This window comes from Paenibacillus sp. J31R30 (genome assembly GCF_059692115.1).
On the sequence record NZ_JCAUAV010000003.1, the window covers coordinates 1,076,691 to 1,095,344 of the forward strand.

Here is an 18,654-nt window from a genome sequence, read left to right on the forward strand (position 1 = left end):
ACAACTTTCGGATAATATCTATACTTAAGGAACTAATCCTATACTGGTGTTAAGGGATAGCGCGATCAAAGATGTGGAGGCAATTGACAGATTGATCATCCTTTCCCGTTAATAATAATGGATTGGAGCCGTGATCACGTATGCAAAATACGCAAAATGTTGGGCAACAGCATGAGAATTCCCCTATACCATTGGTGCAAATGATTTTTGGGGGATGGGTTCAGCAGACCATAACGGTAGCCGCTAAGTTGGGCATCGCAGACTTATTGAAAGAAAGCCCCTTAAACCATGAACAGCTTGCCGAGTTGACTAGTTCGCACCCTGAAACACTGTACCGGTTGATGCGCGCTCTTTCCAGCGTAGGATTGTTTACGGAGTTGGAGAACAAAACGTTTGCCCTCCAGCCGCTAGGTACTTTTTTACAGTCCGAAACGCCTGGTTCTGTGCGGGCTTTGGCTCTTCTATTTGGAGAAAAGTGGCACAGAGACTCCTGGAGCAACCTCCTATATTCGGTGAGAACGGGGAAAAACGCTTTTCAAGAAGTTCACGGACAAAAATTTTTCGATTATATGGTGGCAAATTCAGAAGCTGGTGAAGTATTTAATAATGCGATGATCTCACTTTCCAATATGCTTGTACCTTTCCTAAGCCTCTATGACTTTTCCGGATTCCAGCGAGTGATTGACGTTGGCGGTGGGTATGGCGGGATTATGGCATCGATACTGACTCAGAATCCTCACTTGAAAGGAACAGTTTATGATCTACCAGCTGTCATTGAGGGAACTAGAGCAAATATGCGGTCATCCGGACTTGAGGATCGCTGTGATTGTGTGGCAGGGAACTTCTTTGAAACGGTTCCACCTGGAGGGGATGTGTATGTTATGAAGCACATAATCCATGACTGGGAAGATGATGAGGCGATCAAAATTCTTCGTAATTGCCGGCTGCAGATACCCGATCATGGAAAGCTCATTTTACTTGAAGCAGTAATCGAACCTGGCGACGCACCTCATCCTAGCAAATTCATGGATTTAGAAATGATTGTCTCGGTTGTCGGAAAAGAACGCACGGAGAATGAAATGAAAGCCCTGTTTAGTAAGTCAGGATTTATGCTGTCGAAAATTATTCCTACTCCAACGCCTGTTGCGATTATAGAGGCAACCCCTGTGTAATGACTTTATGTTTAAAAGATGTTGAGCTCCATAATGAAGAGGCGGGTGTCAGAGAATGCTAGAAAATCAAGCGATCAAGAATTTTTCAGTCATCAGTGCGCTTACTATGGTTTTATCTTTTCTAGGTCAGTTTGCTTACTTTTTTTGGAGAAATCAAGAGTCTTGGATGTTGCTAATACCTCGTTAGCCTCGCTATGGATCATCAGCCTTGTCTCCATTTACTTAACCCAGTCGAAGAGCCTGGGCCGCTTTCGAAGTTTTATGATCACAGCAGTCGGCCTTGTTTGGTCTACCAGCTATAGTTGGGCGGCAAAGTATCTCGATGGCAAGCCGTGTTCTTCATTATTAGCGGAATTACCTTACCAACCGGTTACTTCGCTCATATTCTCCCGCTAGCCCTTATTTATTTCTTCTTTATTCCCATCGCTTTTTTTACTGTGACCGACACGAATACCAAACTTCGGCTTTCTGCTTATTCTGGCTAATCTAACGGCAGATTAGTTAAGTCAATTGCGTCAATAATATTTTCCATTTTATGGTATGATTTAAGGTAGGTAGGTTACTAAAAGAGAATCGAGGATGTCAAATGAAATTGGGAATGCCCACTTTAGTTGAATACACATCCATAGCTGATAACGTCCAATTGTGTAAAACACTTGGATTAGAATTTATTGAATTAAACATGAACCTTCCTATCTGCACACCAGAGAAATTAAGCCATTCGGAATTATGTTACTACAAAGAAAAATACGGAATAGATTTTACGATTCATCTCCCAGAAGAAATGGATTTATCCTCCTATCACCCATCAATAAGGAAGGGGCATATAGAACGATGCAGACAAGCGATGGAGTGGGCAAATTTGTCAGGAATAAAAACACTGAACATGCACTTGAATAATGGGATTTATTTCACCCTACCGCAGACAAAGGTCTGGATAAATGAACAGTATGAATCAAATTTTTTAGAATTACTTTATGATTCTTATTCAGAACTTTATCATTTGGCTAAGACTTTTGAGGTTGAATTATGTATTGAGAACACGGGGAATTTTCATCTTCCGCATATTCGAAAAGCACTTGATCAGTTAAGTTCATTCAATAACTTCTATCTTACCTGGGATGTGGGTCACGATGCGAAAGCAGGATTCGATGAAGAATCAATCTTTATTTATTTTAGTAATCACATAAAACATATGCATCTTCACGATTATAATGGTAAATCTGATCATCAATCTTTATATACTGGAATCGTTCCAATCAATAACAGATTGAACTTTGCCCAGCGAAATGATTTGTCTGTTGTTATTGAAATTAAAACCAGTCAGTCATTAACTGAATCCGTATCGGAGTTAAAGAAAAATGATTACCTAAGCTAATAGGAACGATAGCTCAATAAACCGCCTTTTCACCAAGGCGGTTTTCTTATGGTCAAATATCAACATTAGAATTTAACAAAGCCATTTATTAAAGTAATCGGGCAGAAAAATGAAGTATCTTTAAGTGAAACAAGGGTATTAGAACGGCTTATTGAATACATTAGATAATTGAACATGATTGTAATGAGGAGTATGAATGTCATTGATATTTATACCTTAGGTAGCTGTGTTGCTCCTTTTCTGTGCTTTGGGCAATTCTTTCTAGCTTTATTAATCTAGTATGTGCCTCTCCTATAGAACAAGTGTGTTAGACAACTATCCCTTTTGAAGAAAACTGAGATTGAGTCATGATGTGTCCACTAAGAGGAGATCAGGTTATAATAGGAGTAGTGTACTGGAGATCGGAGTGGGAGAGGGGAGAATGGCCTTGAACAAGATAAACGTCGGGAAAATCCGGGGCACGGTTCCTGGACATCATTTCATGCAGTTTGCGATTCTGAGCGTCGTTGCGCTCTTGATGTTCATCGCGAGCGGTTGCACGAAGTCGCAGCAGACCAGTGGCGGCACGGAGGAGGACGAGCTGATCTGGTATTACCCGCAGAACAAGGCGAATACCGACTTGCAGCTGGTGAATGCCGAAGTCAACAGGCTGATTGCGGATAAAATTCATGCGAGCGTCAAGCTACAGCCCGTCGATTTCTCGAGCTACGAGCAGAAGTTGAATACGCTTGTGGCGGCAAGCGATCCGATGGATATTGTCTGGACCTCGAACTGGCTGTTCTCGTGGGAAGCCAATGCCAGAAAAGGCGTGTTCCAGCCAATAGACGAGCTGCTCGATCGGTACGGACAGAAGCTGCGGTCGTCGATGTCTCCGAGATTCTGGAACGACGGCAAACTGGACGGCAAGCAGATTGCGGTACCAAACTACCAAATTGCCGCTATGCGTCCCAGCTTGGTCATTCAGAAACGCTTCGTCGATAAATATAAGCTCGACTTAAGTACGATCCGCAAGATTGACGATATCGAGCCCTTCTTGAAGCAGATTAAGGAAATGGAGCCTGGTATCGTTCCGTTCGGTACGATGAGAGGCTTCTATACGAACCACATCTATGGCATCGACTGGCGCGCTTCGGTTTATCAGGACGATACGAATCACCGTGTTCTTCCCGATGTCACCCCGGAAATGAGGAGAAACTTTGCTTTAGTTCACTCCTGGTACGATAAAGGGTATATCAAACAGGACGCCGCTACGCTGAAGAATGCTGCGGATGTCTACAATAAGGGCAACACAGCCGTTTGGTTCGATTTTACGGGAAAACCGGGATCCGAGGCGGAGTTTAAGGCTGGCGACGGCGGTTTCGACGTCGTGCTTGTTCCGCTGACGAAGCCGTCGTTTACCGGTGCAATCAGTTCGATGAACGCGATCACCCGGACGTCGAAGCATCCAGATAAAGCGATGAAGCTGCTTGAACTTGTGAACACCGATAAACAGCTGTACAATACGCTCGTCTATGGGATTGAAGGAAAGCATTATACGCGAGCGGATGGCAACTACGTCAAACTGAGTCCGGATTCCGGGTATTTCACGAACACGGATTGGGTATTCGGCAACATCCGCAACGAATATTTACCGGAGGGGGCGCCAGCGGACAAGATCGAACAGACCGTTCGCATCAATGAAGAGGCGGAGGTATCCCCTTACTATGATTTTGTGTTCCAAACGGAAAATTTAAAGGCGGAACTAGCCAATGTGAAAGCAGTGAACGACGAGTATTATCCAGCGCTCGCCACTGGAACGGTTGATCCGGCGAAGTTTTTGCCGATCTACGAGGAGAAGCTGAACAAAGCCGGCAGTGAAATAATAAGGGCCGAGAAACAACGGCAGCTGGACGATTGGCTGAAGTCGAAAGGAAAGAAGTAACCGCAAACGTATTTTATTTAGGTAAAGGCTGAGAAGGACAGTGTAAATCACACTGTACGGTTCTCAGCCTTTTTGGCATTTCTGCAGCACGCTCGGACTTCAGTGAGTAAAATGCAGATCGTCTACTCGAAGTGGCGATAAAAGTACAGTTTTTACACTGTTTTATAGATGATATTTCAGCTAAATTGATCTCAGGCAGCAAGCCAAGCAAATCGTTACAGGCAAGGAGGAAGGCATCCTATGAAGCGCAAGAAGGCATTCCGGTTTTTCGGCAGGAACATCGAACTGTTTACGCTCTCGCTTCCCGCAGTCATCTATATTTTTATCATGGCGTACATTCCGATGTTTGGCGTCGTCATCGCATTTAAAAATTATAAGTATGACAAGGGTATTCTGGGCAGTGACTGGATCGGTTTCAAAAACTTCGAGTTTCTGTTTAAAAGCGAAACCGCATTTCGAATCACCCGCAACACGGTCGTGTATAACCTGGGTTATATGGTGCTAACGACGATCGCAGCACTCACCGTAGCTATTCTTCTCAATGAAATTGCAAAAAAGTGGCTTAAAATTTATCAGACATCGTTGATATTGCCCTTTTTTCTCTCATGGGTCGTCATGAGCTACATTACTCAGGCGTTTCTCGATCACGAAAATGGATTTATTAACAGCTGGCTAGTGACAGCAGGTATGGAAAAAATTTCGTGGTACTTTGAAGCCCAGTATTGGCCCTACATTCTAAATATCGTGCATTTGTGGAAAGCGATCGGCTTCTCGGCGATGGTGTACTACGCCGGCATTCTGGGGATTGATGGAGAACTGTATGAAGCCGCCCGGATTGACGGTGCGAAGCGGATGCAGATGGTGACGAATATCACGATCCCGCAGCTGACGCCGCTCATTATCATTCTGCTTATCCTCAGTATCGGGAATATGTTCCGAGGCGACTTCGGCTTACATTTCTTTATCCCGAACAACAACGGAATGACGTATTCGACAACGGATATTATCGATACGTACATCTATCGGGCGCTCAGTGAAATTGCGGACGTTAGTATGGCATCGGCCGTAGGTTTGTACCAGTCGTTCGTCGGTTTTGTTCTTGTAGTCAGCGCCAATTTAATCGTTAGACGAATTAATGAGGACAATTCTCTGTTCTAAGGAGGGAACATTTCGTGGTAGTCCAACAGTCCAAAGCGGTATGGAGCCAACTCATCATACATACCATATTCATTTTGCTCACGATCGCAATGCTGGTTCCATTTGCCCTCGTTATCGTTATCTCGGTTTCTGATGAACAGTCGATTCTGCATAACGGCTTCCGTCTTATTCCGGATCAGTTCAGCGCTGCGGCGTACCAATACTTTCTGAAAACACCGGAAACGATCCTTCGGGCCTACGGTGTGACGATTATCGTCGCGATCATTGGCACATGCATCAGTCTAATTCTAACCTCTACGATGGGCTACGTGCTGTCCAGGAGGGATTATGGTCTGCAGCGAGTAACGTCATTCTATGTGTTCTTCACTATGCTGTTCAACGGTGGTCTTGTGCCGTTCTACATTATGATGACCCAGATATTGCATTTAAAAAATTCAATATGGGCACTCATCGTGCCTGGATTACTCAGTCCTTTTTACGTACTGATTATGAAGGGTTTCATGGCAAAAATTCCGACTGAGATTATTGAGTCGGCAAAAGTGGAGGGAGCGCGTGAGTGGCGGATTTACACAGCACTGATCCTACCGCTCTCGAAGCCTGCACTCGCTACATTGGGATTGTTTATCATGTTTAACTACTGGAATGAATGGTTCAATGCACTTCTGTTTATCAACAACGAGAAACTGGTTCCACTTCAGTTGCTCCTCGTGAGGACCATGAATACACTTGACTTCATCACATCGCGTCCCGAGTTCGCCTCAGCGTTGGTTACGCTCAATGTTGAAATGGGGGATTTTCCGAAGACGTCAGCTAAATTTGCTGTAGCCGTTCTTTCAGCTGGTCCGATGTTGTTGGTATTCCCGTTCTTTCAACGGTTCTTCGTTAAGGGACTGACGATCGGCGCTATTAAAGGTTAAGTTGCATACCTCGGATGGGGAAAGCTTGAAAGGAGGTGAACCAAGAGGAATAGGAATCGGCTTTTCACATCCGCATTTATAAATAAGCTTGATAATCATATTAAGGGAGGTTTCTTCATTGAAAAAGATCATAAAAACACAGTTTCAGTGGATGTCCACACTCGCAGTTAGCTCTGCACTTGCCATTGCCGTTACCGGCTGTGGTAGCAGTACAGACAACACTAGCACGCCTTCTCCTTCCAGCAGTGCGGCTCCTGCCGTAGCAGCAACACCTGCGCCAAAGAAGCTTGACCCAGTTGAATTGACTTGGTACTACCCACAGAACAAAGCAAATCCAGATCTACAAGTCGTGAATGATGCTGTTAATAAGATTACACAAGAGAAAATTAACGCAACAATCAAGTTGATGCCAGTGGACTTCGGTACTTACGAGCAGAAGTTGAACACAATTGTTGCAGCGAACGAAGTGACGGATATTATCTGGACGTCGAACTGGCTGTTTAAATTCGATCTGAATCAGAAGAAGGGCGTATTCCAACCTCTCGACGATTTGTTGAAGAATCAAGGACAGAAACTTTACAAATCATTGGAAGAGAAATTCTGGAATGATGCGAAGCTTGACGGCAAAATCTATGCGGTACCAAACTATCAAATCTCCGCAACTCGGGCAGGACTGGTCATGCAGAAGCGTTTTGTAGATAAATACAAACTGGACGTCAATACGATTAAGAAGTTAGAAGACCTCGAGCCGTACCTGAAGCAGATCAAGGATAACGAGCCTGGGATCATACCATTCGGGACCCAGCGCGGACCCTATCAAGGTTCTCTCTACAACATTGATGTGAAAGGACCCGTTTACAAAAACGATACGACATTTAAAGTCCTACCAGATGTGACAACTGAAATGAGAGCCAACTTCAAACTGATGAACTCCTGGTACACGAAGGGTTACATCAATAAAGATGCTGCAACAATAAAAGCTGCAGCAGACGCGTACAACAAAGGCACAACTGCAGTATGGTTCGACCATACCGGCAAGCCAGGATCTGAGGTTGAGTTCAAAGCAGCGAACGCTGGAAATGATGTAATTCTTGTTCCTCTTGCTAAGGCAGTATTTAGCGGTGCAGCAAGCACTATGAATGCGATCAGCCGTACTTCCAAAAATCCAGAGAGAGCCATGATGTTCCTTGAGCTGGTAAATACCGATAAGCAATTGTATAACACACTCGTTTACGGTATTGAAGGTAAGCATTATACGAAGACTACAGGCAATTTCATCAAAATTAATCAGGATGCTGGTTACTTCACGAACACGGATTGGATTTTCGGTAGCATCATCAACGAGTATCTACCAGAAGGCGCACCAGCCGACAAACTGGAGCAAACAGCGAAAGTTAACTCTGAAGGTGAAGTTTCCCCGCTTACTGGATTTGTCTTCAATTCAGAACCAGTCAAGACAGAAACCGCGAACGTCAAGGCTGTAAACGATGAGTATTATGTGGGTCTCGGAAGTGGTACACTCGATCCGGAGAAATACTTGCCGATCTATGAAGAGAAATTGAAGAAAGCTGGCGCCGATGCGATCGTAGCTGAGCGTCAGAAGCAACTTGATGCGTGGCTAGTGGCGAACGGCAAAAAGAAGTAAGCTTGACGAACGAATCCATGGATAACCTGGGCTATCTCCCTAAAACAGCAATGTTTTTCCGGAATAGCCCGGGTTTTATGGGCTTTGCTCGAGCATTTGCAACAAGAGAATAAGGGAGGACTTGAAGTGAAGATTGCCTTACTGCAACGAAAAGATATGAGGGAAAGAGTATTTGGTCCCGAACATTTGGCACAGCTCCGCAAAATAGGTGAAGTTATACTTAATGAGGAAAACGTAAACCCGACGGAGGAGCAAGCACGTGCACTCATTGCCGATGCGGATGTTGCCATCACATCATGGGGCTGCTGTGCATTGACGGAACGGGTGCTTGAGAGCGCACCGAATTTGAAGCTCGTCCTGCATGCGGCTGGAACTGTTAAGCCGATCGTGACAGAGGCGCTGTGGCAGCGCGGGGTTCGCGTATCCAATGCGACGGAAGCGCTTGGCCAAGGGGTGGCTGAGACAGCACTCGGCTTTACGATTGTGTCGCTGAAAGACATGTGGCGACTCAGCCGGGAGACAGCAGCTGGCGGCTGGGGCGACGGCTCACGCGTACGCGAAGTGTACGGTCTTACTGTCGGGGTTGTCGGAGCAGGACGTGCAGGCTCTCACTATATTAAATTGCTTCGTCAGTTCGATGTCAGGATCGCGCTCTACGATCCATTCGTGAGCGAGGAGCGTGCCAGGGAGATGGGCGCTCAGAAACTAGAGCTAGAGGACCTATTGCGACAGAGCGATGTTATCTCTATTCATTTACCATCGCTGCCTGAGACGAATCATATGTTTAATGCCGAACGGCTGGCATTGATGAAAGACGATTGCGTACTCATCAATACAGCCCGCGGTTCGGTTATCGACGAGGTAGCTCTCGCAGCTGAATTGATCAAGGGTAGATTGTTCGCATGTCTCGACGTTACGGATCCGGAGCCGCCGCAAGTGGATCATCCGTTTCGTAATCTGCCGAACGTGATTCTGACTCCGCATATCGCAGGCGCCGTTAATAACGGCATGGGCCGCATCGCGAAGTCAGTTGTGAACGACCTGAGAGCTTATCTTGACGGCCGTTCCTTGAGTGGCGAAGTTCGTGAAGAGCAGATGCATTTGCTGGCGTAAGGTACGGAAAATTGGTATCTATTTCTGGGGAAAATCCGGCATTTCAGGATTTTTGCAAAAGTAGATACCAGAATTCCCTTTAGTTATGCCGAACGGTTGCAGGTTTTCAGTTTATTAAACAGAAAAAGGAGAGAATCAACAAGGATGACACACTGTATTTTACCATGATAAGGGGGCTAATTGATGAAGGTAAAATCTATGTTCCGTTTGGGTCTTGCAGTTACAACAAGTTTTGCAATAATGATGGGGGTATTGCCCGCTCCACCCGTTTCTGCCGTGGGAATCACCTATTATGTATCTCAAACATCAGGCAATGATACAGCGAATAACGGGCTATCCGTATCGGCTCCGTTCAAGACTATTCAACGATGTGCCAACAGCTTGCAACCAGGTGATATCTGCGAAGTGTCTTCGGGTATTTATCGCGAGACCATTACGCCGACGAACAGCGGGACGAACGGTTCGCCAATCACGATTAGGGCTGCAGCAGGCGCCAACGTCGTGGTTAGTGGTACCGATTTGATCACAGGAACGTGGACATCTGCAGGAATTACCGGCGCGCCGTCCGTGTACAAAGTGCCTTACACAAGGAGTTCACTACTAGATGAGACGGAGGAGCAGTTCTTCATTGTTCCAAAGGACGCAAACGGCTATTTGAACGGGGATCCGACATTGCTATGGGAAGCTCGCTGGCCAAACATTACAGCTTACAACTTGAACGCGCTAAAAGACAAGATGGCCTACATGGAGTCTGCCACGAATATGACGACTTATTACACAGTCACTGACAGCGCTTTACCCAACATCAATTGGGTCGGTGCTTCGATCTGGGAGCGTGGAGGTGACGCCTACACGGGTCAAACTTCAACCATTACAGCCTTCAACAATACGACCAAAACGCTTACAATGAATCCCGTCACGAACGACCAATCGTATTATTCGCCTCGTCAAGGAAGTACGTATTTCCTCTCTGGCGTATTGGGAGCACTCGATGTAGCAAGCGAATGGCATACAGATGCGACGGATCTCTATTTGTGGGCTCCTTCGGGTGGCGTTCCTGCGAATGTTGAAGCCAAGACACGTCAAACCGCATTCAATCTGAAAGGCAAATCCTACATCACCATCTCCGGCATACGAACGATGGCGGCGAACATCTTAATGGGTACGGTCGCCAGCACCCCGTCCACCTACAATGTCCTCGACAACATAAAAGCCGAGTTTTTGTATTTCTCCGATTACAGCCACGGTACGTCGATTGAGAATCAGCGTGAGCGGGGCATCAATATGGTTGGTGACTACAATGAGTTGAAAAACAGTACGATCGCCTATTCCACTGGAACGTTGGTGCATATCGCGGGTAAAGGCAATCGGATCGTGAACAACAGTATCCATGACGGTAGTTTCATGGCCACGCACGATTCGCTCATCCGTTTATCTAGCGGAACCGAGAATGTGATCGACCATAATGAGATCCGCGATTCCGGCAGAGGGCTGCTCTCCATTTACGGAGGCAGCGGAGTGGTCAGCTACAATGATATGAATCGAGGTATGAGACTCTCCCGTGACGGCGGCTTGATCTACGCTTGGGGCTCCGAGCTTTCGAACAGTGAAATCCACCACAACTGGATTCACGACAGCAAGGGGGACGACACGAGTGTTGGCATCTATTTCGACAACTACACGGAGAATGTGATCATCCATCACAACGTCATCTATAACAACGATACCGGGATTCAGATGGGTGCGCCAGGCAATTTCAAGCTCGCCTACAACAACACGATCGTCAATAATGATAAAAGCATTGGGTTTCACGGTGCGGCTGGATATCCCGACGAGTTCTACGGTACCCGCTTTTATAACAACATTATGACGGATAAGGCTTTTGCGATTGACACGGATCGCAAGCTGTTTCCTACAACCGTTACCCAGGGCTACAACACCATTTCGTCCGTTGGGCTGAACTTCGTCAACCCGGCTGGAGCGAACGGTAATGACTTCCGGCTGCAAACAGGCTCCACGGCGATTGACAGTGGGGCAGCGATCGATGGCATTACCAGTACGTATACATGGGGCGGGTCTGCACCTGACGCCGGCGCCTATGAGTTCGGGGGTGGCTCGAACAGCTCCAACTGGATTCCGTCCTACAATCACTCCAATTATCCGTCTTCACCGGCTTGGCAGTTGATCGACACGCCGTACATGAACCGTATTAAGAATAGCGCCTTCGAGAAGGTGTTGACCGATTGGTTAACTTGGTCGGCGGCAGGAACAGAAACTACGGTCGGTTCTGACACGCAATATGCCGTACCTGCGTCTCCAATGCCAACAAAGCCGAATTGGGTAAACCGGGGCAAGAATAATAAGTTACGTCTTGGGGACGGAGCCAGCCCTGCTGGAGGATCGACGGTGGGCGACGGGATTGAGCAATCGATCTCAGGTCTTAAGCCGAATACGGTCTATACGTTCTCCGCATGGGTCTACAACATCCCTGTGGATCCAAATATTACGACACCTGTATCGACGGAAACGATCCTTCTCGGAGCGGAAAATTACGATGCATCTGCACCAACCATGCCTAAAGTGTCGGTAGCTTCGACCAGTGGGAAATACGTACGTCAGGAGCTGAATTTTACAACGGGGTCACTGACCGCTGCGAATGGAACTCCGATCAAACCGCGCGTGCAAATTTTCAAAAACAAGTCGTATGCCAACCATTTTTCCTTCGCGGACGATGCCGGTTTGATCGAATCGACGCCATTCAATTCAGGGCTTAGCGATGGTACTAACTTGAAGGATGTGGCTTTCGTCAGTGCACCTGCAACAAGCACCACAGCAGGAGCAACAGGAAGCTTGACCTTGAACGGCACGCTTCAGAATGGTAGTAGCGCTAGTTGGTCAGGAGCGACGATTACATTTGCTTCGAGCGATCCTAACGTCGTGAGTATCAACAGCTCCAGTGGAGGAACAGTTAGCTACACGGCGGTGGGTCCAGGTCAAGCGACCGTGACCGCAATTGCAAGGAAAGGGATTATCGCCAGGGCAACAAGTCAGATCGTCACCGTTTATCCGGTCGGCACACCTGCGACGACGGACTTTATGGCTAAGGCGTACGGAACGAATGCTAGTGGGTTTACGACGTTCAACAGCTCCACGAATACGTACACACTTGTCGGTAAAGGGGATAACATTTGGGGCACTTCTGACGACTTCGTCTTCCTGAATAAGTCCGTGCTTAACTCCAATACGGCCGGCAATAAGATAACACTGAAGGCGAACGTTGAGTTCAGCTCGTACGACCCAGGTTCTATCGGTCTTATGTTCCGTGAGCAGGACACAGCGGGTTCCGAGCATGCGGAGTTCCGGATGGACGGAGCAGGCGATATCCTTCGACTTGTGTTCCGGAATACAGCGTCTGGATCAACCGACCTGATCAACCATTACAAAACCGGTGTGAAGCTAATACCTGCCACAACAGGTGTAGTGCCTCGTGTAATGCCCATCATGCTGACCAAGGAAGGGAACATCGTGAAAGGCTATTATCTGGACGGCAACAATTACATTCTGTTCGGCCAAACGACGGTCAACTTCACGAACGGCGCCAACATTCTCGCGGGGATTGCGCTGTACTCCAGTGCCGGGCGGCCTGATGCGAAGGCGATCATTACGGATCTGCAACTTACAAAAAATTACTAAGCGGAAGTTCCTCTAAACCAAAGTACACCCTTCGGTCATCCGAAGGGTGTATATCTATCAAAAGGAAATTCGGGTTTTATGTTGAAATATGTAAAGATCAACTAAGCGTGGACTAGATGCCGAAGAGACTGGAACCTGTAAAGGAAGATAGAGAGAGATGAGGGGATGCACCAATGAACAACTACTTGCGTAAGTACCGGGAACGGAAATATTTGATGCGTATCATTCTGTCAATTAACTTGCTAATTATATCCGTTATGCTGGCCTCCTTGCTGTCTGCTTTCTTGTATTCCAAAAAAATTAGCTTAGATTCGCAGCAAGAAGCCAATGAGAAAGTGCTTTCACAGATCAACTACAACATCAGTTATATGAATGACACAGTAAAAAATTTCGCCATCTCCATGTTCTACGATACCGATATGGCCCATTTGTTGTTCAGCGGAGAACAGGAAACCTTTGAGGATACTAACCGAGTAAACAAGTTGAACAAGACTATCGCGTATAACTCCTTTATTCACTCCATCGTAATCTACAACAGCAAGCGAAACATGTTCTTCATGAGTGGTGACGACGCCATCACGAGCTCAACCAGTAATCTTATGAATCAAATCAACGAATTTCTAAGCGGCGGTAAGCCAATATTTAAAATGCAAATGATGCCGCTTCGCTACGTCGCGGACCTTAAGCATCCAGAGCGCTCACAGCAAGTATTCTCCCTATTTATGTTTGACTCGCTAGACGCTTATACAAAGAAAGAGAGCGCACTGATCATCAATGTCAAGCCAGAATGGCTGTTTGAAAAGCTAGAGCTGATGAACCGGCAGTCCTCGAACCGTGACAACCGAATTTTTGTTCTGGACCAGAATAAAGAAATGTATAGTCCAGACGTTCAAAGCACTCAAGATCTGGGGAATCTGAAGGAGGAGGTGTATCGGCAGATCGCATCCTCAGGCCGTCAAGTGTCCCAGTTTACGTATATGGCTAACGGTGAAAAGCAAATCGTCAACTACATCGTGAACCGCTCTGTCAACTGGGTGATCGTTGATGTCGAACCTTATATCGGCGTGCTCGCAGCGGTCGATCAACTTAAGGTCGTCTTCATCACGGTCGCCGCCATCTGTCTCGTTCTCGCTGTCTTCGCCTCCTTGATCATCTCGAACCGACTGTACTCGCCGATTAATGGGCTGCTCAAGCAGACAAAGCGGCTGCCTGGCGGCGAGCCGGACCGCACGAACGAGCAGGACGAAATTAGCTACATCTCGCATATCTACAATCATCTGATCGAAAAGCTCATGTCCGAGCAAACGAAACACGACAGTAACGAAGCGATTGTCCGTTCTTACTATCTGCGCAAGCTCGTGACCGATAGCCAAGCCTTCACTTCGGAGGAATGGGCAGAGTGTGTACGTGGCGGATATATGAACGTCAATTTGGAAAAAGAGTGCATCGTAGGTGTACTTAAACTCGATCATTACGAAGAATTGAAAGAAAAAATGCTCGGTGTGGATGTAAATCTGCTGAATTTTGCCGTGTCCAATATCATACGAGAGATTGTTTCGGAAGAGCTGCGCGGGCAGGTTGTCGACATTCGCGGAGAGCACTTGGTATTGGTCTTCGAAGCTGGCGCCCGCCCGGAGGAAAGCTACAGAGCGATCACCCAGCTGCTCCAGCAAGCGCAGCAGATCATCGGCGATTATTACCACGTCACCTTCACTGCAGCGCTTGGCGATGTCGCGTCCCATTATCATGAGCTGACGGCCCACTATGAGAAAGCATTAGATTACCATCTATATAAAATGAATTTTGGCCACGGCTCCATCATCACACCGGAGATGGTGCAAAGTAATCTCATTAATCTTGAGGCGCACATCCCACTGGAGCTTGAGCGGAAATTCGCGGAAGCGATCAAGGCGAGCCATCCGGACAGCGTCTACCAGGAGCTAGAGCATCTGCGCCGGCTAATCGCTGGAATGAGCTCCGACGCCGTCGTGCAATCGGTGATTCAACTCGGTATCCTGATTAAACAGACTGTACGGGAAATCAACCAGAACAAGCTGTCTCCGCTGCTTATCGATCTTCGCTCTATCGATCGCCTCGTATTCGAGAAAGAAACGTTGGACGAAATCTTTGCGGAGTTCGGCGCTATCCTCAGTGCGATTTTTGAGGATCAGAAACGCGGGACGGAGTCGAAGGATCATTTTATCATCGATACGATTAAAGATATGATTCAGGCGAATTACTCCAATCCGAATTTGAGCCTGCAGGAAATCGCCGATTTGCTTCGGATGTCCTCTGCGTATGTTGGCCGCATCTTCAAGAAACAGGAGACGATCTCCGTGGCGGATTACATTAACGAAATTCGACTGTTGAAATCAGTTATACTGCTCGAGAACAATAACCTGCCGGTGAACGAGATCTCTGAGAAGGTCGGTTTCAGCTCACCGAGCTACTTCTTCAAGCTGTTCAAGAAGCGCTTCGGCACAACACCGAAGGATTATCGCATTAAGAAATCGCTATCTTTGTAGGCATACCGTTACGGATCCTTATCGTGCATAAAAGTTCAAATTGTTCATTAATATGGTGAAAGAAAGTGCGAATCTTGCACTTTTTTTTGCTTTTTCTAGGGGTTAAGCTGAACTTAGGTCACGAGAACAAAGGGGAAATCACATGCAGGATGTAATATTTGAGACACGCTGTCTCCATTCCTTAGTAAAAGTATTTCCAGACGAGGAACTACAAGCTGAGCCTTATTCATGTGGATCTGCCTTGTGCGGAGAAACGTTCGATTTTCAGGTCGCCTATCGGGCGCCTGCTTTGACCAAGCCGATCCAGGTGAGCGTCACAACTACCTTGCAGGCGGCCATTATCTTGCGGGAGGTTGGCTTGTCCCCATCGGAACTTCCCTGCCAACGCCGCCATGATGACAATGTGCTGCGGGTCACTCCGGGCCTTTACCCTGATCCGTTATACCCGATCGACGGGGAACGAGGTGTTGTGGGGATCCATTATCAATGGAGATCCATATGGGTCACCGTGGAGGTGGATGAGGAGACGCCAGGAGGAGTATATTCCGTGAATGTGCAATTTGCAGCCATAACGGGGGAGACCCTCGGCGAGGAAAGCATTCACTTAGAGGTCATTCCAGCCGTTTTGCCGCCACAGACATTAATTCACACGGAGTGGTTTCATGCCGACTGTTTGGCAAATTACTACGGGGCCCAAGTTTTTAGCGAGGCGCACTGGCTACGGATTGAGCAGTATTTACAAACCGCTGTGCGACACGGCATGAACATGGTGCTCACGCCGCACTTTACCCCCCCGCTGGATACTCAGGAGGGTGGTGAGCGCCCAACGGTTCAGTTGGTGGATGTGCGGATGGAGACAGACGGTACGTACGAATTCGGCTTCGGCCGACTTATTCGTTGGATCGAGCTGTGCGATCGGGTCGGGATTCGTTATTTTGAATTCTCACACTTGTTCACCCAATGGGGGGCGAAGCACGCACCGAAGGTGATGGCGGAGGTGCAGGGAGAGTTGCGTCGCATTTTCGGCTGGGATACTGATGCGATAGGGGAGACGTATAAGTCATTCTTATCTCAATACTTGCCCGCATTGACGAAGTTACTTCGTGAGAGAGGGCTGGAGCATCGGTGCTATTTCCATATTTCGGATGAGCCTCTCCTAGAGCATATGCCTTGGTATCGTAGCGCGAGCGAGCTGATGCAGACGCATTTGGGGAATTTCCCGATCATCGATGCATTGACCAATTATGAGTATTATGAACAAGGACTCGTGAAGAGGCCAATACCGGCAAACGACCACATCGAACCGTTCCTTGAGCGTCAAGTTCCAGAGCTGTGGACGTATTACTGCTGCGTGCAATATCGGCAAGTATCGAATCGTTTCTTCAACATGCCATCCGCCCGCAATCGCGTGATCGGCGTTCAGCTGTATAAGTTCCAGATTGCCGGCTTCTTGCATTGGGGCTACAACTTCTGGAATACGCAGTTTTCGCTTAAAGCGATCGATCCGTATCGCGTGACGGACGCTGGCCGCAGCTTCCCATCTGGCGATGCCTTTCTAGTCTATCCAGGGGAGGAAGGGCCGATAGAGTCCATCCGCATGGAAGTGTTCTATGAGGGCTTGCAGGACCTTCGAGCGCTGCAGCTGCTGGAAAGCTTGGTCGGGCGCGACCAGGTGCTAGCGTTAATTGAAGAGGGACTTACGGAGCCTTTGAGCTTTAGCCGTTATCCTTCAGATGCGGAATGGCTGCTCGGTCTTAGGGAAAGAGTCAACCAGGCGATAAGTGCTGCATCAGAGTCAAACCAAAAGGGGAGAGCGCTATGAAAGCTGAAAATAAACCGATAGAGGTCATCATTGTTGGAGCAGGCAGCCGCAGTATGAACTACGCGAGCTATGCACTGAAGCATCCAGATCAGATGCGGGTGGTCGGGGTGGTGGACCCAAATCCACTTCGGCGCGCGCATACAGCAGAGCGTTATGGATTAGCGGAGGACATGGTGTTCGCAGATGTGGCAGCGCTTGTGGCAAGACCGAAGCTGGCAGATGCGGCGATTAACGGGACGTTAGACGCGCAGCATGTGTCAACGAGTCTGCCTCTGCTTCAGAAAGGCTACGACCTGCTGCTGGAGAAGCCAATCGGGATTGCCGAGGATGAGGTGCTGGAGCTACATCGAACCGCCAAAGCGTACGATCGCAAGGTCATGATCTGCCATGTGCTGCGGTATGCCCCGTTCTACGTTGAGCTGAAGCGTGAGTTGGAGGCAGGCACAATCGGGGACATTCTCCATATTCAGACGGAGGAAAATGTGGACTTTCACCACATGGCCACTGCGTTCGTGCGTGGCAAGTTCGCCAATAAGGAGCGCGGAGGCTCGTCATTCCTCATGCAAAAATGCTGCCATGACCTCGATCTCATCACCTGGTTCCAATCAAAGGTGCGGCCGGTCAAGGTAAGCAGCTATGGCGGCCGCTCGTATTTTCGCGAGTCGCGGGCACCTGAAGGTTCAGGCAGCCGCTGCCTAACCAACTGCGCAATCGAAGAGCGCTGCGTATACTCGGCGAAAAAGCTGTATGTAGAGCAGCCGCTGTGGCCGGTATATGTGTGGCCACGTTATCTGGACGGCGTTCGGCTCAGCGACGAGGAGAAGCTTGAGAGCCTGCGCAAGGATAACCCATTCGGCCGCTGCGTATGGAGGTGCGATAATGACATTGTCGATCACCAGGCGGTAATCATGGAATTTGAGAACGGAAGCACAGCCGTTCACAATCTGGTAGGCGGGGCTGCAAAGGCTTGTCGCACCGTACATATTACGGGAACGAAAGGCGAGATCTACGGAGAGCTTGAAGAAGGTTCCTTCGTGGTACGTCACCCGCATCTGCGGGAAGGCGGCGTTTATAGCGAGCACCGCGTAGAAATTCCGGTTAGCCGGGATATGCATGGCGGCGGTGATCACAGACTCGTCGAAGATTTCGTTCGAGTGGTACGTGGAGACACTTCCGCCCAATTCTCGACGTCTTTGGAGCATAGCATCGTCGGTCACCTTGTCGGTTTTCGAGCAGATGCTTCCATGGAATCCGGGCATTCCTTGCAAATAGATTGGAACAGCTTGCTGCAAAAGTAAGACTGGATGAAA

The 18,654-nt window shown here is 47.9% G+C and carries 11 protein-coding genes; all 11 read left to right on the forward strand.

Going from position 1 to position 18,654, the window contains the following annotated elements; all coding sequences use genetic code 11:
- Positions 1-140: 140 nt before the first annotated feature.
- The gene (locus AC58QO_RS16670) at positions 141-1,172 is read left to right on the forward strand and encodes a methyltransferase (RefSeq protein ID WP_497267356.1); all 1,032 of its coding nucleotides are present in this window, start codon (positions 141-143) and stop codon (positions 1,170-1,172) included.
- Between the two features lie 586 nt (positions 1,173-1,758).
- Complete coding sequence (locus AC58QO_RS16675; RefSeq protein WP_497267358.1) at positions 1,759-2,550, forward strand: sugar phosphate isomerase/epimerase family protein; 792 nt, start codon at positions 1,759-1,761, stop codon at positions 2,548-2,550.
- Positions 2,551-2,977: 427 nt separating this feature from the next.
- The gene (locus AC58QO_RS16680) at positions 2,978-4,471 is read left to right on the forward strand and encodes an ABC transporter substrate-binding protein (protein ID WP_497267360.1); all 1,494 of its coding nucleotides are present in this window, start codon (positions 2,978-2,980) and stop codon (positions 4,469-4,471) included.
- Between the two features lie 240 nt (positions 4,472-4,711).
- Positions 4,712-5,629 (forward strand): ABC transporter permease, encoded by a 918-nt coding sequence (locus AC58QO_RS16685; protein ID WP_497267362.1) that lies wholly within the window; start codon positions 4,712-4,714, stop codon positions 5,627-5,629.
- A gap of 14 nt (positions 5,630-5,643) precedes the next feature.
- On the forward strand, positions 5,644-6,546 hold the full coding sequence (locus AC58QO_RS16690) for a carbohydrate ABC transporter permease (RefSeq protein ID WP_497267363.1): 903 nt from the start codon (positions 5,644-5,646) through the stop codon (positions 6,544-6,546).
- A 118-nt stretch (positions 6,547-6,664) separates the two neighbouring features.
- A complete protein-coding gene (locus AC58QO_RS16695) occupies positions 6,665-8,191 on the forward strand; it encodes an ABC transporter substrate-binding protein (protein WP_497267365.1) in 1,527 nt (508 codons plus the stop codon).
- Between the two features lie 126 nt (positions 8,192-8,317).
- Positions 8,318-9,304 (forward strand): hydroxyacid dehydrogenase, encoded by a 987-nt coding sequence (locus AC58QO_RS16700; RefSeq protein ID WP_497267367.1) that lies wholly within the window; start codon positions 8,318-8,320, stop codon positions 9,302-9,304.
- 183 nt (positions 9,305-9,487) lie between these two features.
- Positions 9,488-12,997 carry a right-handed parallel beta-helix repeat-containing protein gene (locus AC58QO_RS16705; RefSeq protein ID WP_497267368.1) on the forward strand — a complete coding sequence of 1,170 codons (3,510 nt, stop codon included), beginning with the start codon at positions 9,488-9,490 and terminating at the stop codon, positions 12,995-12,997.
- 173 nt (positions 12,998-13,170) lie between these two features.
- Positions 13,171-15,522: a helix-turn-helix domain-containing protein gene (locus AC58QO_RS16710; RefSeq protein WP_497267370.1), complete on the forward strand. Its 2,352-nt coding sequence runs from the start codon at positions 13,171-13,173 to the stop codon at positions 15,520-15,522.
- 142 nt (positions 15,523-15,664) lie between these two features.
- Positions 15,665-17,344: a DUF4091 domain-containing protein gene (locus AC58QO_RS16715; protein ID WP_497267372.1), complete on the forward strand. Its 1,680-nt coding sequence runs from the start codon at positions 15,665-15,667 to the stop codon at positions 17,342-17,344.
- Entirely contained in the window at positions 17,341-18,642 is a 1,302-nt protein-coding gene (locus AC58QO_RS16720; protein ID WP_497267374.1) for a Gfo/Idh/MocA family protein, read from the forward strand. The genes AC58QO_RS16715 and AC58QO_RS16720 overlap by 4 nt, the downstream gene beginning before the upstream one ends.
- The last annotated feature ends 12 nt before the right edge of the window (positions 18,643-18,654 follow it).

What these genes read in the sequence shown, in the direction of transcription:
- AC58QO_RS16710 (WP_497267370.1), top strand. Translation starts at nt 13,171, where the DNA reads ATGAACAACTACTTGCGTAAGTACCGGGAACGGAAATATTTGATGCGT.
- AC58QO_RS16675 (WP_497267358.1), top strand. Translation starts at nt 1,759, where the DNA reads ATGAAATTGGGAATGCCCACTTTAGTTGAATACACATCCATAGCTGAT.
- AC58QO_RS16670 (WP_497267356.1), top strand. Translation starts at nt 141, where the DNA reads ATGCAAAATACGCAAAATGTTGGGCAACAGCATGAGAATTCCCCTATA.
- AC58QO_RS16715 (WP_497267372.1), top strand. Translation starts at nt 15,665, where the DNA reads ATGCAGGATGTAATATTTGAGACACGCTGTCTCCATTCCTTAGTAAAA.
- AC58QO_RS16705 (WP_497267368.1), top strand. Translation starts at nt 9,488, where the DNA reads ATGAAGGTAAAATCTATGTTCCGTTTGGGTCTTGCAGTTACAACAAGT.
- AC58QO_RS16685 (WP_497267362.1), top strand. Translation starts at nt 4,712, where the DNA reads ATGAAGCGCAAGAAGGCATTCCGGTTTTTCGGCAGGAACATCGAACTG.
- AC58QO_RS16720 (WP_497267374.1), top strand. Translation starts at nt 17,341, where the DNA reads ATGAAAGCTGAAAATAAACCGATAGAGGTCATCATTGTTGGAGCAGGC.